This window comes from Geodermatophilus nigrescens (assembly GCF_900129495.1).
In the GTDB taxonomy this organism is placed as follows: Bacteria; Actinomycetota; Actinomycetes; order Mycobacteriales; family Geodermatophilaceae; genus Geodermatophilus; species Geodermatophilus nigrescens.
This window is the reverse complement of record NZ_FQVX01000001.1, coordinates 600,091-613,510: the sequence shown is the minus strand read 5'-3', so window position 1 is coordinate 613,510 and position 13,420 is coordinate 600,091. Positions and strand designations below refer to the sequence as shown.

General features: G+C 76.3%; 13 protein-coding genes and 1 tRNA gene. 3 read left to right on the top strand and 11 right to left on the bottom strand.

Annotated elements, in window-relative coordinates; genetic code table 11:
* Positions 1-180: 180 nt before the first annotated feature.
* The 6 genes from BUE37_RS02995 to BUE37_RS02970 all read right to left on the bottom strand — a co-directional run bounded on the left by BUE37_RS02995 (position 181) and on the right by BUE37_RS02970 (position 6,063).
* Positions 181-858 (bottom strand): hypothetical protein, encoded by a 678-nt coding sequence (locus BUE37_RS02995; protein ID WP_139252800.1) that lies wholly within the window; start codon positions 856-858, stop codon positions 181-183.
* Positions 855-1,604, bottom strand: a complete 750-nt coding sequence (locus BUE37_RS02990) for a CDP-alcohol phosphatidyltransferase family protein (protein ID WP_073418583.1) — start codon at positions 1,602-1,604, stop codon at positions 855-857. The genes BUE37_RS02995 and BUE37_RS02990 overlap by 4 nt, the downstream gene beginning before the upstream one ends.
* On the bottom strand, positions 1,601-2,887 hold the full coding sequence (locus BUE37_RS02985; RefSeq protein ID WP_073418582.1) for a DUF1972 domain-containing protein: 1,287 nt from the start codon (positions 2,885-2,887) through the stop codon (positions 1,601-1,603). Before BUE37_RS02985 ends, BUE37_RS02990 begins: the two co-directional genes overlap by 4 nt.
* Before the next feature lie 142 nt (positions 2,888-3,029).
* The gene (locus tag BUE37_RS02980) at positions 3,030-4,535 is read right to left on the bottom strand and encodes a sugar transferase (RefSeq protein WP_245794259.1); all 1,506 of its coding nucleotides are present in this window, start codon (positions 4,533-4,535) and stop codon (positions 3,030-3,032) included.
* A 164-nt stretch (positions 4,536-4,699) separates the two neighbouring features.
* Positions 4,700-5,296: an aminoacyl-tRNA hydrolase gene (gene pth, locus BUE37_RS02975; RefSeq protein WP_073418581.1), complete on the bottom strand. Its 597-nt coding sequence runs from the start codon at positions 5,294-5,296 to the stop codon at positions 4,700-4,702.
* 62 nt (positions 5,297-5,358) lie between these two features.
* Positions 5,359-6,063, bottom strand: coding sequence for a 50S ribosomal protein L25/general stress protein Ctc (locus BUE37_RS02970; RefSeq protein ID WP_073418580.1), 705 nt, complete (start codon positions 6,061-6,063; stop codon positions 5,359-5,361).
* Between the two features lie 488 nt (positions 6,064-6,551).
* On the opposite strand from BUE37_RS02970, the gene BUE37_RS02965 reads away from it, so the two are divergent.
* Positions 6,552-7,226 carry a phytanoyl-CoA dioxygenase family protein gene (locus BUE37_RS02965; protein ID WP_139252799.1) on the top strand — a complete coding sequence of 225 codons (675 nt, stop codon included), beginning with the start codon at positions 6,552-6,554 and terminating at the stop codon, positions 7,224-7,226.
* Here the strand turns inward: BUE37_RS02965 and BUE37_RS02960 are convergent.
* The 3 genes from BUE37_RS02960 to BUE37_RS02950 all read right to left on the bottom strand — a co-directional run bounded on the left by BUE37_RS02960 (position 7,223) and on the right by BUE37_RS02950 (position 9,845).
* The gene (locus BUE37_RS02960; protein ID WP_073418578.1) at positions 7,223-8,203 is read right to left on the bottom strand and encodes a ribose-phosphate diphosphokinase; all 981 of its coding nucleotides are present in this window, start codon (positions 8,201-8,203) and stop codon (positions 7,223-7,225) included. The two genes, BUE37_RS02965 and BUE37_RS02960, sit on opposite strands and share 4 nt — an antisense overlap.
* A gap of 13 nt (positions 8,204-8,216) precedes the next feature.
* The gene (glmU, locus tag BUE37_RS02955) at positions 8,217-9,728 is read right to left on the bottom strand and encodes a bifunctional UDP-N-acetylglucosamine diphosphorylase/glucosamine-1-phosphate N-acetyltransferase GlmU (protein ID WP_073418577.1); all 1,512 of its coding nucleotides are present in this window, start codon (positions 9,726-9,728) and stop codon (positions 8,217-8,219) included.
* 44 nt (positions 9,729-9,772) lie between these two features.
* Positions 9,773-9,845, bottom strand: a tRNA-Gln gene (locus BUE37_RS02950).
* Between the two features lie 203 nt (positions 9,846-10,048).
* Here BUE37_RS02950 and BUE37_RS02945 point away from each other — a divergent pair.
* Both BUE37_RS02945 and BUE37_RS02940 read left to right on the top strand, forming a co-directional pair.
* Positions 10,049-11,038: an acyl-CoA desaturase gene (locus BUE37_RS02945; RefSeq protein WP_073418576.1), complete on the top strand. Its 990-nt coding sequence runs from the start codon at positions 10,049-10,051 to the stop codon at positions 11,036-11,038.
* A gap of 32 nt (positions 11,039-11,070) precedes the next feature.
* Positions 11,071-11,694 carry a TetR/AcrR family transcriptional regulator gene (locus BUE37_RS02940; protein WP_083628439.1) on the top strand — a complete coding sequence of 208 codons (624 nt, stop codon included), beginning with the start codon at positions 11,071-11,073 and terminating at the stop codon, positions 11,692-11,694.
* A gap of 12 nt (positions 11,695-11,706) precedes the next feature.
* Here the strand turns inward: BUE37_RS02940 and BUE37_RS02935 are convergent, their stop codons facing one another.
* Both BUE37_RS02935 and rsmA read right to left on the bottom strand, forming a co-directional pair.
* Positions 11,707-12,666, bottom strand: coding sequence for a 4-(cytidine 5'-diphospho)-2-C-methyl-D-erythritol kinase (locus BUE37_RS02935; protein ID WP_073418574.1), 960 nt, complete (start codon positions 12,664-12,666; stop codon positions 11,707-11,709).
* Positions 12,663-13,394, bottom strand: coding sequence for a 16S rRNA (adenine(1518)-N(6)/adenine(1519)-N(6))-dimethyltransferase RsmA (gene rsmA, locus BUE37_RS02930; RefSeq protein ID WP_245794258.1), 732 nt, complete (start codon positions 13,392-13,394; stop codon positions 12,663-12,665). The genes BUE37_RS02935 and rsmA overlap by 4 nt, the downstream gene beginning before the upstream one ends.
* Positions 13,395-13,420: the final 26 nt, after the last annotated feature.

Here is a 13,420-nt window from a genome sequence, read left to right as displayed (position 1 = left end):
GGCAGTCACCGGCCTGACGATCACCCGATCCGGGGATCAAGCACGTCAGGGGCCGACCGCTCACCCCTTGGGGTCACTCGCTGTGACCACCGCCGCTCCGGGTCCGGGCACGACGACGGCGCCCGCCGGCCCCTGCGAGGAGGGGGGCGGCGGGCGCCGGGAGGGTCGTGCGGGCGGAGCTCAGTCGGCCGGGCCGGTGAACACCAGGTAGGGGGCGCCGGCCTGGTAGCCGACGGCGACGGTGAGCGCGTCGCGCCGGTCCTCCGGCACGGTGAACACGTAGACGCCGACGGCGGACTCCCCCGGGCCGGCCGTGCCGGTGAACGGGGCGGCCGAGGGGTCCTCGAGCGGGGACGCCGGGGTGGCGTCGGGGCCGGAGGTGACGTCGACGGCGACCGCGTCCAGCGACAGCGGGGTGTCGGTGCCGTTGACGATCCGCACCGTCACCCGGACGGCGGGGCCGGCGACCTGGCCGGGCCCCTGGGCGCTGCCCTGCACCGCCTCGAGGTCCTCGACGGTCGCGGTGACGCCGTTGCCGACGGCCGCCTCCTCGGTGAACGCGACCGGCGCGAGGCTGGGCGGCAGCGCCGCGGCGTCCTCGGTCGGGCCGGTCGGCTCGGGCGTGGGCGGCGGCGGGGGCACCGGGGCGGTGGGCCGCACGACCTCGGTGGGCACGCTCGCCGTCGGGGTGCCGGTCGCGGCCGCGGCGCTGCCGTCGTCGTCCCCGCGGCCGGCCAGCACCGCCAGCACGGCGAGGGCGGCGCACAGGACCGCGGCCACCGCGCCGGCGACCAGGCGGCGGCGTGACGGCCGCGACGGCGTGGGCGGTGCCGGCGGCGCGGCGTCTCGGGGACTCATCGGGGCAGTGCTCCCATCTCGCGGTACCAGCGGCCGAGGGCCAGCACGACGTAGCCGGCCGTGCCGAGGGCGAGCAGCCCGTACGCGCCGAGGAAGACCGCGGGCGCGCCGAGCAGGACGAAGACCAGGCAGAGGACGCCGTAGTCGGTGGGCGCCACCAGCAGCGAGCGCAGCACGCTGGGCCGCGTGTCCGAGCGCGCCGCCCGGGTGCGCACGCCGTGCCGCTCGCGCAGCGCCTCGTTGAGCAGGGTGGCGGAGAAGTGCACGACCGCCACGACGGAGAACGCCAGCGGGACGAGCAGCCAGCCGCGGCCGAGCGACTCCACCCGGGACAGGCCGAGGAACACGGCCAGGTGGATGCTGGCGATCTTGGCGCTGTCGACGACGTGGTCGAGCCACTCCCCCGCCGGCGACCCGCCGCCGCGCAGCCGGGCGAGCTGCCCGTCGGCGGAGTCGAGTGCGTAGCCGAGCACGAGGCAGGCGGTGACCGCGGCGCCGGTGGCCCACCCGAGGGGGGCGAGCGCGAGCAGTGCGATCCCGGTCGCCGTCCAGACCGCGCTGACCGCCGTCACCGCGTTCGGGGTGAGCCCGGCGTGGAAGGCGAGCGCGGCGAGCACCCGGCCCAGCGGCCGGTTGACGAACCGGGAGTAGGCCGGGGCGCCCTGCGCGCCCTTCTGCGCGCCGGCCAGCCGGCGGACGGTCGCGGCGACCGTCTCGCCGGAGGCCGGCAGGACCGCGGCGGTCACTGCTGGCCCGCCGGGAGGGTGCCCCAGCTCGGCGCCGGCGCGGGCAGCGGGGGCGTCGGCAGCGCGACCACGTTGTCCGGGACCACGGGGGCGGCCGGGCGGGCGGGGACGGGCAGGGGCGCGAGCGGCAGGTCGGCCGCCGTCGGGCGGCGCCGTCCGCTGGGCCGGCGGCGCGGGACGTCGCGCGCGGCGAGCCGCCGGGCCAGCGCCTCGTAACCGCTCGCCACCTCGTCCCAGTCGTAGCGGGCGGCGAGGATGCGGGCGCGGCGCCCGGCCCGGCGGGTGCCCTCCGGGTCGGCCTCGACGGCGGCGAGCTCCCGCGCGACGTCCTGCGGCGTGCGGAAGAACCGGCCCGAGTCCCGGACGACCTCGCGGTTGAAGTCGACGTCGAAGGCGGTCACCGCGGCGCCGGCGCCGATGGCGCGCAGCAGCGAGGGGTTGGTGCCGCCCACCGAGTGGCCGTGCAGGTAGGTGGCGCAGTTGGCGTAGAGCTGGTCGAGCAGCTCCTGGTCCCAGACGCCCCCGAGGAAGCGCACCCGGTCGTCGGCCAGGGCGTGGATGCGGCGGGTGTGCTCGTCGGCGTAGGGCGCCGAGCCGACGACGACCAGCGGCTTGGCGGCGTCGCTGGCCACGTAGCCCTCGACGACGACGTCGACGTGGTTCTCCGGCTCGAAGCGGGCGACGGCGAGGTGGTAGCCGCCGGGCTCGAGACCGAGCTCGGCCAGCCGGTGCGACCCGGGCGCGATGAGCGGGGCGCCGTAGGTGAGCAGCGTCGTCGGGGCGGCGAACGCCTCGCGGTAGTACTCGGCGATGCCCTCGGCGTCGGCGATGAGGACGTCGGACCAGCGCACCGCCAGCGCCTCGGCGACCCGGTAGTAGCGGCGGCCGACCGGGCCCCACTTCGCGCGCTTCCACTCCAGGCCGTCGACGTGCGTGGCGACGGGGATGCGCGCGGCGCGCAGGGCCGGCAGCAGCGGCGAGTTCGCCGAGTTGAAGACGATCGCGGCGTCGGTGCGGTGCGCGACGAGGTGGCGGACCGACAGCGCCGTGTGGCTGAGCGTCTCCAGCGACCGGCGGCGCGCGGCGGGCAGGTGCACCAGCTCCATGCCGAGGTGCTCGGCCGGCGGCGGTTCCTGCGCGCCCGGCGTCGTCCGGCAGTAGACGACGACGCGGTGGCCGCGCCCGGCGAGCCGGCGGCCCACCTCCTCGACCGCCGTCTCGAAGCCGCCGTACCGCGCCGGCACACCGCGGGTCCCCACCAGGGCGATGCTCAGCTGGCTCATCGGTTCCGTCCTCGGGTCAGTGGTTCCGGAAGGGTGCGGTCGGACCGGCCCGGGGCACGGGCCGTCCGTCGATCGTGCGGAGCGCGGGGGTCGCCGCTCGTCCCCCGCCCGGGTGGGGCGGGGGTGAGACGAGGGGGACGGGTCAGTAGGCGCCGGAGCGGCTGAGCACCGCGCGGAACGTCTTGGCGACGATCAGCGCGTCGAGGGCCAGCGACCAGTTCTCGACGTAGCGCAGGTCGAGGCGGACCGACTCCTCCCACGACAGGTCGCTGCGGCCGGAGATCTGCCACAGGCCGGTGAGGCCGGGGCGGACGAGCAGCCGGCGGCTGACCGAGGAGTCGTAGCCGGCCACCTCGCGGGGCAGCGGCGGGCGCGGGCCGACCAGCGACATGGAGCCGCCGAGCACGTTGAGCAGCTGCGGGAGCTCGTCGAGCGACAGGCGCCGCAGCCACCGGCCGACGCGGGTGACGCGGGGGTCGGTGCGCATCTTGAACAGCAGGCCGTCGGAGATGTTCTGCGCCTGCAGCGCCTCGACCTGCCGGTCGGCGTCGACGACCATGCTGCGGAACTTGAGCATCGTGAACCGCGCGCCGTTCACGCCCACCCGCTCCTGGCTGTAGAGGACGGGGCCGGGGCTGTCGAGCCGCACGGCCAGCGCGAGGGCGAGCATCAGGGGTCCGAGCAGCAGCAGGGCGGCCGCGGCGGCGAGCCGGTCGACGCCGCCCTTGACCAGCCGGCCCCAGCCCTCGAAGCGGGGCTGCTCGACCGACAGCAGCGGCAGGCCCTCGAAGGGGCGGATGTGCAGCCGGGGCCCGGCGACCTCGATGAGGCCGGGGGCGACCAGCAGCTCCACGCCGGTGCCCTCCAGCTGCCAGGACAGGCGGCGCAGGTACTCGGCGGCGGTCTCGCTGGCCGAGGTGACGGCGACGGCCTCGGCGCCGAGCCGGGCGACGGTCCCCGGGACGTCGTCGAGGCCACCGACCGGCACGCCGAGCGCGTCGGCGACGCGGGCCCGGCCGTCGGGGGTCACGCACGCGCCGACGACCTCCAGCCCGGCGTAGCCCTCGCGGCGGACGGCGCCGGCCAGCTCCAGCACCGCACCCGCACGGCCGACGACGACCACGCGCTTGGTGCACGCGCCGCGGGCCCGCATCCGGCGCAGGACGCAGCGCGCGGCGAGCCGGCCGCCGAGGGTGAGCAGGGTGAGCGCGGGGACGGCGCCGAGGACCAGGGCGCGGCTGAGCTCGAGCTGGCCGGCGTACGACACGAGCGCGGCGAGCGCCAGGAGCAGGAAGCCGGCCCGGCCGACGGTGCGGTACTCGTCGCTGCCGGTGCCGAAGACCCGCTCCTCGTGCGCCCCGGTGCCGAGGAGCAGCAGCGGCCAGGCGACGACGACCGCGGCGGCGGTGAGGACGAGCGGCGCCCCGGCCGTGAGCGGCAGCGGGGAGGCGAGCAGCACGGTCCCGGTGGCCAGGACGGCGGCGGCGACGTCGAGCAGGTGCAGCGCGGCGCTGTAGCGGCCGGCCCAGCGGCGGGCGGGGACGCGGCGGACGGAGCGCAGCGGGCGCGTGGACTCGGGAGCGGGGCGGGGCACCGGCAGGGCCCGGGCGGCGCTCCCCTGGGCGGGTGCGGAGTGGTCCAGCAGCACGTCTCCCCCTCGTCACGCTGAGTGCCCGAGGGAGACGGTCGTCACCGACCGTGCATCGTCGCTCCGCCGTTCCCGGCGTCACGTCCCCCGACGCACGAGGAACACTCACAGAGCGTCACGGGCGGGTCAATGCGGAGAGTGATGCTTCACCCGAAGGGGAGAGATCAGGTGCGCGGGTGGACCACGTTCTGCGCCGCCTCGAGGCCGTGCGCCAGCAGCTCCTCGGCGGCGTCGGCGGCCTCGGCGACCAGGAGGTCGAGCTCCTTGCGCTCGGTGGCGGAGAAGTCCTTGAGGACGAAGTCGGCGGGGTCCTGCCGGCCCGGTGGCCGGCCGATGCCGACCCGGACCCGCAGGTAGTCGCGCGTGCCGGTGGACCGGCTGATCGAGCGCAGCCCGTTGTGGCCGCCCTCGCCGCCGCCCCGCTTGAGCCGCACCGCGGCGAAGGGGATGTCGAGCTCGTCGTGCACGACGACGAGGTCGGTGGCGGGGATCGAGTGGTAGTCGAGCAGGCCGCGCACGGGGCCGCCGGACTCGTTCATGTAGGCGGTCGGCCGGGCGAGGACGACGCGGCGGCCGGCGAGGCGGCCCTCGCCGATCAGCGTCCGGGCCCGCTTGCCCTTGCCCGGGGACAGCCGCGCGCCGATCCGGGAGGCCAGCTCGTCGAGCACCATCGCCCCGACGTTGTGCCGGTTGCCCGCGTAGGACGGGCCGGGGTTGCCCAGGCCGACGACGAGGAAGGGCCCGTCCGACGGCGGGGACACCGCAGGGGCGCCGGCGGTCGCGCCGGCGCCCCTGCGGGACGTGCTCTCGGTCAGCGGGGACCTCAGCTGTTCTCGGTCGACTCGATCGACTCGCCGCTGCCCTGGTCCTGCGGCTCGGGGACGACGTCGCCCTCGCCGGTGCCCTCCTCGGCCGGCGCGGACTCCTCGCGCTCGATGCCGGCCTCGGCCTCGGCCTCGGCGAGCTCGGCGTCGAGCTGCTCGGCGGTCGGGGCGGCCATGACGTTGACGACCAGGGCCTCGGGGTCGGTGAGCACGGTGGCCCCGCCGGCGAGGGACAGCTCGGCGGCGGTCACGCCGTTGCCGGCCTCGCGGCCGGTGACGTCGACCTCGACGGTCTCGGGGATCGCGGTGGCGTCGGCCTCGACCGAGACGGTGTTCAGCTCGACGCTGACCAGGGTCTCGGCGGCGGCCTCGCCCACGACGACGACGGGGACGTCGACGGTGACGCGCTCGCCGCGGCGGACGACGAGCAGGTCGACGTGCTCATGCACGCGGGTCAGCGGGTCGCGCTGCACGGACTTGGTCAGCGCGAGCTGCTCCTGGCCGTCGAGGACGACGGTGATCAGGGCGTTGGTGCCGCCGTTGCGCAGCACCGCGGCGAACTCGCGGGCCGGCAGCGACAGGTGGACCACGTCCTGGCCGTGCCCGTACAGGACGGCGGGGATGCGGCCCGCGCGGCGGGTCCGGCGGGCGCTGCCCTTGCCAAACTCGGTGCGGGCCTCGGCGGCGAGGCGGAAGTCAGCCACGGTGTGTGCTCCTCAGGTGGTACGGCCGGTGTGCCGGCGGCCGGGCGCGGCACACCTCGCGGGGAGCACACGCACGTCGATCACGGAGTGCGGACGGGCCGCCTCCCTCGCCGGGCGACTGCCCATCCTACGCGACCACAACGGCACGAGAACGTCCGCCTCGACGTCCCGATCGGGGTTCCACCGGTGATCACCGGCCCACTACGTTCGCCGCCCAGCACCCCCTCGGGACTCCGTCGCCTCGCCCGACCAGGTACCACCGACGTGGAGGAGCAGCCGTGCTGGACGTCGCCGTTCGTGCCGGGAACCGCGCCAAGCGCGAGGTCATCGGGCGGGTACCACCCGTCCGCGATCTCTCCGACCGCCTGCACAGGCAGCGGTTGCGCAGGCACGAGCCCCACCTCCCCCAGATCGCACCGGAGCGCGCCGCCGTCGTGTCGACGCTGCGGGACGACGGCGTCTGCGTGACGTCCCTCGACCGTCTCGCGGTGACGGGGACCGCCCGGCTGCAGGGCGGCCTCGCGGCCCTCGCCGAGCGAATCGCCGGACGACCGCGCACCGGCCCGGACAGCAGCCGGCCGTCGCTCGACGAGGTGCTGGCAGAGCCGGGGGTGTGGCAGTGGGGCCTGCAGCACGAACTGCTCGACCTCGTGGAGTCCCACCTGGGCCTGCCGGTCCGCTACCACGGCGCCGACCTCCGTCGCGAGGACGCGACGGCACGGACGATCGGGGTGCGCCAGTGGCACCGGGACCAGGAGGACCACCGCATGTTCAAGGTGCTGGTCTGGCTGAACGACGTCGACCTGGACGGCGGGCCGTTCGAGTACGTGTCACGCCGGCACACCGACCGCCTCGTCCGCTCGCTCCGGTACGTCACCGGCTTCGTCAGCGACGAGGCGATGCGCGCGCAGGTGCCCGAGTCGCAGTGGCGGCAGGCGACGGGACCACGGTGGACCGCCGTCGTCGCCGACACCCGGGCGGTGTTCCACCGCGCGATGCCGCCGCGGCGGGAGGACCGCTACTCGGTGACGTTCTCGTACACGTCACGGACCCCGATGACGACGCTGCCGGTGCCCCCGGCCACCCCGCAGCAACGCGAGCTGGCCACGTCCGGGCTCGACGACCGGCAGCGGGCCTGCCTGCCGCGGACCTTCCTGCGCTAGCTGGCGCCGCCGAAGAGGCTGGTGACCGAGCCGTCCTCGAAGACCTCCTTGATCGCCCGCGCGAGCAGCGGGGCGATCGAGAGGACGGTCAGCTTGTCGAACAGGCGGGCCGGCTCGATGGGCAGCGTGTTGGTGACGATGACCTCGCTGACCTGGCTGTTCTTCAGCCGGTCGACGGCGGGGCCCGACAGCACGCCGTGGGTGGCGCAGACGATGACGTCGGAGGCGCCAGCCTCGAACAGCGTCTCGGCGGCCTTCACGATCGTGCCGCCGGTGTCGATCATGTCGTCGACCAGGATGCAGACCCGGCCCTCGACGTTGCCGACCACGCGGTTGGCCTTGACCTCGTTGGGCCGCATGGGGTCGCGGGTCTTGTGGATGAAGGCCAGCGGGACGCCGCCGAGGGCGTCGGTCCAGCGCTCGGACACCCGGACGCGGCCGGAGTCGGGCGAGACGACGGTGATGTCGCGGTCGCCCCAGCGCTCCTTGACGTGGCCGACGAGCAGCTCGAGGGCGAAGAGGTGGTCGACCGGGCCGTCGAAGAAGCCCTGGATCTGGGCGGTGTGCAGGTCGACGGTCATCAGCCGGTCGGCGCCCGCGGTCTTGAACATGTCGGCGACCAGGCGGGCGGAGATGGGCTCGCGGCCGCGGTGCTTCTTGTCCTGCCGGGCGTAGGGGAAGAACGGCGCGACGACGGTGATCCGCTTGGCCGAGGCGCGCTTGAGCGCGTCGACCATGATCAGCTGCTCCATGAGCCAGGTGTTGATCGGCGCGGTGTGGCTCTGCACCACGAACGCGTCGCAGCCGCGCACGGACTCCTCGAACCGGACGAACAGCTCGCCGTTGGCGAACTCGTAGGCCGCGGTCGGCGTCGGCGTGACCCCCAGGTGGCCGGCGATCTCCGCCGTCAGCTCGGGGTAGGCCCGGCCGGAGAACAGCATCAGGCTCTTGCTGGTGGTCTGCCGGATCGCGCTCATCGGCTGTGTGCCCTCACTGCTCGGAGTTGGCCGCGGAACCGGCCCTGGAGTCGGCCCCGGCACCGGTCTCGGCGTCCGCAGGCCCCTGCTGGCCGGCCGCGCCCTCTGCCGCGGCCGCGGCCCGCGCCGCGGCGCTGCCGGGACGGCGTCGTCGCACCCAGCCTGCCACATTGCGCTGTGCGGCCCGCGCCACACCCATGGCTCCCGGCGGGACGTCCTGGGTGATCACCGACCCGGCGGCGGTGTAGGCGCCGTCGCCCACGGTGACCGGCGCCACGAGCATCGTGTCCGAGCCGATGCGCACCTCGTCCCCGATCGTCGTCCGGTGCTTGGCCACGCCGTCGTAGTTGACGAAGACGGTGGCCGCGCCGATGTTCGCGCCCCGGCCGATGGTCGCGTCGCCCACGTAGGACAGGTGCGGCACCTTCGAGCCCTCGCCCACCTCGGCGTTCTTCGTCTCCACGAACGCGCCGACCTTGGCGTCCGCCGCCAGCCGGGTGCCCGGCCGCAGGTAGCTGAACGGCCCCACCGAGGCGCGCGGCCCGACGACAGCGCCGAGGACGTGCGAGCGCACCACCGCGGCGCCCTCCTCGACGGTGGTGTCGACGAGCGTGGAGTCCGGCCCGACGACGGCGCCGGCCGCCACCGACGTCGTCCCGCGCAGCTGCACGCCCGGCTCGAGCAGCGCGTCCGGGGCGACGGCGGCGGTGACGTCGACCCAGGTGGTGGCCGGGTCGACGACGGTGACGCCGGAGCGCATGAGGTCGTCGAGCACGCGGTCGTTGAGGGTGCGGCGGCGGGCGGCGAGCTCGCGGCGGTCGTTGCAGCCGAGCACGTCGGCGGGGTCCTCGGCGCGGACGGCGGCCACCGGGGCGCCGCCCTCGACCAGCGGCGCGAGCGCGTCGGTGAGGTACTGCTCGCCCTGCGCGTTGTCGGTGGCCAGGCCGGCCAGCACCCGCCGCAGCGTGCCGGCGTTGGCCACGTAGACGCCCGCGTTCACCTCGCGGACCGCCCGCTGCTCCGGCGTGGCGTCGCGCTCCTCGACGATCGCCCGCGGCGCGCCTTCGGCGTCGCGCACGATCCGCCCGAGCCCCGTCGGGTCCTCGACCTCGGCGGTGAGCACGGTGAAGACGCTGCCGGCCTCGACGTGCGCGCGGGCGAGCTCGGTGAGCGTCCGCTGCCGCAGCAGCGGCGCGTCGCCGTTGACCACCAGCACGGCGCCCTCGAGGTCGGGGACGGCGTCGAGCGCGACCCGCGCCGCGTGACCCGAGCCGAGCTGCTCGGCCTGCACCACGGCCCGCGCGCCGGGGGCGACCGCGGCCAGGTGCTCCTCGACGGCCTCGCGCCCCGAGCCGACCACCACGAGGGTCTCGCCGGCGCCCAGCGGCGCCGCGGCCGCCAGCACGTGGCCGAGCATGCTGCGCCCGCCGAGCTCGTGCAGGACCTTCGGCGTGGCCGACCGCATCCGGGTGCCCTGCCCGGCGGCGAGGACGACGACGGCGGCGACTGCCTGCTGGGCGCTCACGGGACTCCTCCGACGCTGGGACGCCGGCGGTCCTGCCGGCGCTGCTGGGGGACTCGGACTCGAACCGAGACTTCCCGGCTCCAAAGGCCGGCGGGCTGCCGATTACCCCATCCCCCACCGCGGCGCCGCGGGGCACCACACCCCGACGAGCCTAGGGCGCACGCCCGCGCGCGGCACGGCTGCCGTGACCCCGCCCCCACCTGCGGCTCCGGAGCCCGGGCGGCGGACCTCCCTACGGTGTCGTAGGTTACGGCGCACCCAGCCACCGGTCGTCCAGAGACGCGCGACCGGGCCGGCCGACTCCAGGAGGCAACCGCCCCGTGTCCGCCCCGTCCCTCACCCGGCCGACGGCCTTCCGTCCCGCCGACCCCGACGCCGGCCTCCCGGCCACCGCGTACGGCAAGGAGAAGGGCCACCTCGAGCAGCTGGTCCTCTACGTCTTCGTCGTCGTCCCCTTCCTGGCGCTGGCCGCGATCGTTCCGGTGGTGTGGGGCTGGGGCCTGTCGTGGCTGGACGTCGCTCTCGCCGTGGCCTTCTACTTCGTCCCCCTGCTCGGGGTGACCGTGGGCTACCACCGCTACTTCACGCACGGCTCGTTCAAGGCGCGGCGGCCCCTGCGGATCGCGCTGGCGATCATCGGCTGCATGGCGATCCAGGGCCCGGTCGTGCAGTGGGTGGCCGACCACCGGCGTCACCACGCCTTCTCCGACCGCGACGGCGACCCGCACTCGCCGTGGCGCTACGGCACCGACAGCCGCGCGCTGCTCAAGGGCATGTGGCACGCCCACCTCGGCTGGCTGTTCGACCGCCGGCAGACCAACGCCGCCCGCTACGCCCCCGACCTGCTCAAGGACCGCGGCCTGCGGATCACCAGCCGACTGTTCTCCCTGTGGGCGTTCCTGAGCCTGGCGCTGCCCGCGGTCATCGGCGGCCTGGTCACGCAGAGCTGGGCGGGCGCCTGGTCGGCGTTCTTCTGGGCGGGCCTGGTGCGCACCGGCCTCCTGCACCACGTCACCTGGTCGATCAACTCGGTCTGCCACGTCGTGGGCAACCGGCCCTTCGTCTCGCCGGGCCGTGACCGCGCCACGAACTTCTGGCCGCTGGCGGTCCTGTCCGCCGGGGAGTCCTGGCACAACCTGCACCACGCCGACCCGACCTGCGCCCGCCACGGTGTCCTGCGCGGGCAGATCGACATCAGCGCCCGGGTCATCTGGGTGTTCGAGAAGCTGGGCTGGGCGCACTCGGTGAAGTGGCCCGACCCGGTGCGCCTGGCCGCCAAGCGCCGCGCGGCCGAGCCGGCCGCGGCCTGACCGGGGCCCGGCCGCCCGTGGACGCGCACGGCATGCCCCGCCCGCGCGTCCGGATGACGGGCGCGCAGCGGCGCGAGCAGCTCGTCGCGGTCGGCCGGGCCGTCTTCGCCGAGCGCGGCTACGACGGGACCTCGATCGAGGAGCTCGCCGTCCGCGCCGACGTCAGCAAGCCGGTGGTGTACGAGCACTTCGGCGGCAAGGAGGGCCTCTACACCGCCGTCGTCGACCGCGAGATGCAGCGGCTGCTCGACCGGTTCACCGGCGCCCTCGCCGAGGGCGGCACCCCGCGGGCCCTCCTGGAGCGGGCGGCGCTGGTGCTGCTGGAGTACGTCGAGGACGACACCGAGGGCTTCCGGGTGCTCTCCCGCGACTCCCCCGGCTCCGGCGCCTACTCCTCGCTGCTCGGCGAGCTCGCCCGCCGGGTCGAGTTCCTGCTCGCGGAACAGTTCGCCGCCCGCGGCTACGTCCCGGCGCTGGCCGGGCTGTACAGCACCGCGCTCGTCGGCATGGTGGCGCTGGTCGGGCAGTGGTGGCTCGAGCACCGCTCCCCCGGCAAGGAGGAGGTCGCCGCGCGGCTGGTCGACCTCGCCTACTCGGGGCTGGCCCACCTCGACCCCGACCCGGTGCTGCGGACGACGGGCACCGCGCCGGCCTGAGGGGCCGGCGCCTCAGCCGACGAGGCGGGCGCCGGGCACCGGCCCGTGCACGACGCGGACGGTGCGGAACACGCCCTCGCCGGCCAGCACGGCGGCCAGCCGCAGCGCCGCGTCCTCGCCGTCGGCCAGCGCGGCCACGGTCGGGCCGGAGCCGCTCACCAGGGCGGCCGCGGCGCCGGCGTCGGTGGCCGCCCGCAGCGCCCGCCGCAGCGCCGGCCGCAGCGAGATCGCGGGCGCCTGCAGGTCGTTGGCCAGCGCCGCGGCCAGGGCCGGCGCCGGCCCGCTGCGCAGGGCGGTGAGCACCGGCTCGGTCGAGGGCGTGTCCGTGCCGTCGGGGACCCGGCCCGCGGCGCGCAGCCGGTCGAGCTCGGCGTAGACCGCGGGGGTGGACAGACCGCCGTCGGCGATGCCGAGCACCCAGTGCCAGGGCCGGCGGGCGAGCACCGGGGTGAGCTGCTCGCCGCGGCCGGTGCCGATCGCGATGCCGCCGGCCAGGCTGAACGGGACGTCGCTGCCGAGCTGCGCGGCCAGCGCGGTGAGGTCGCCGCGGGTGGCGTGCGTGCCCCACAGCGCGTCGAGGGCGACGAGGGCGGCCGCGGCGTCGGCACTGCCGCCGGCCAGCCCGGCCGCGGCGGGGATGGTCTTGTCGACCGCGATGGCGGCGTCGGCGGCCACGCCCGCGTGCTCGGCGAGCAGTTCGGCGGCCCGCCAGACGAGGTTGCGCCGGTCGGTGGGCACCGGGTCGGGCCCGCCGGTGCCCTCGCCGGTGACGGTGACCGACAGCCCCTCACCCGGCCGCACCGTGACGGTGTCGAGCAGCGAGACGGCGAGGTAGACCGTCTGCAGCGCGTGGAAGCCGTCCTCGCGCAGCGGACCGACGGCCAGCGAGACGTTGACCTTGGCGGGGGCGTGCGCGGTGACCGCGCCGTCGCCGCGGGTGTGTCCGGGTCCGCCCGGCGAGGACCAGCTCACGCGCCGGCCACCGGGGACGTCCCCGCCAGCCGCGCGAATTCGGCCACCGAGAGCCGCTCGCCCCGGGTGGACGGGTCGATGCCGGCGGCGCGCAGCCTGGTCTCGGCCGCCGCGGCGCTGCCCGCCCAGCCGGCGAGGGCCGCGCGCAGGCCCTTGCGGCGCATGGCGAAGGCGGCGTCGACGACGGCGAAGGTGGCCGCCCGGTCCCCCGGCGGCGGGTCGTGCCGGTCGAGGGCGACCAGCCCGGAGTCGACGTTCGGCTCGGGCCAGAACACCCGCCGGCCGACGTTGCCGGCCCGCCGGGCGGTGCCGTACCAGGCGGCCTTGACCGACGGGACGCCGTAGGCGGCGCCGCCGGGCGGGGCGGCCAGCCGCTCGGCCACCTCGGCCTGGACGAGCACCAGCGCCCGCCGCAGGGTGGGCAGGAGCTCCAGCAGGTGCAGCAGCACGGGCACGGCCACGTTGTACGGCAGGTTCGCCACGAGCGCCGTGGGAGGCGGACCCGGCAGCTCGCGCACGCGCAGCGCGTCGGCCTCGACGACGGTCAGCCGGCCGGCGAGGTCGGGCCGCCGCGCGGCCACCGTCTCCGGCAGCAGGGCGGCCAGCCGGGGGTCGATCTCGACGGCGGTGACGGCCGCGGCGGCCGGCAGCAGGCCGAGGGTCAGCGAGCCGAGCCCGGGCCCGACCTCGAGGACGACGTCGTCGGGACGGAGCTCGGCGGTGCGCACGATGCGGCGGATCGTGTTGGCATCGT

Excerpts from the sequence above, each read along its gene's own strand:
- BUE37_RS02995 (WP_139252800.1), bottom strand. The coding sequence starts at position 858 with ATGAGTCCCCGAGACGCCGCGCCGCCGGCACCGCCCACGCCGTCGCGG.
- BUE37_RS02985 (WP_073418582.1), bottom strand. The coding sequence starts at position 2,887 with ATGAGCCAGCTGAGCATCGCCCTGGTGGGGACCCGCGGTGTGCCGGCG.
- BUE37_RS02960 (WP_073418578.1), bottom strand. The coding sequence starts at position 8,203 with ATGAGCGCGATCCGGCAGACCACCAGCAAGAGCCTGATGCTGTTCTCC.
- BUE37_RS02940 (WP_083628439.1), top strand. The coding sequence starts at position 11,071 with ATGCCCCGCCCGCGCGTCCGGATGACGGGCGCGCAGCGGCGCGAGCAG.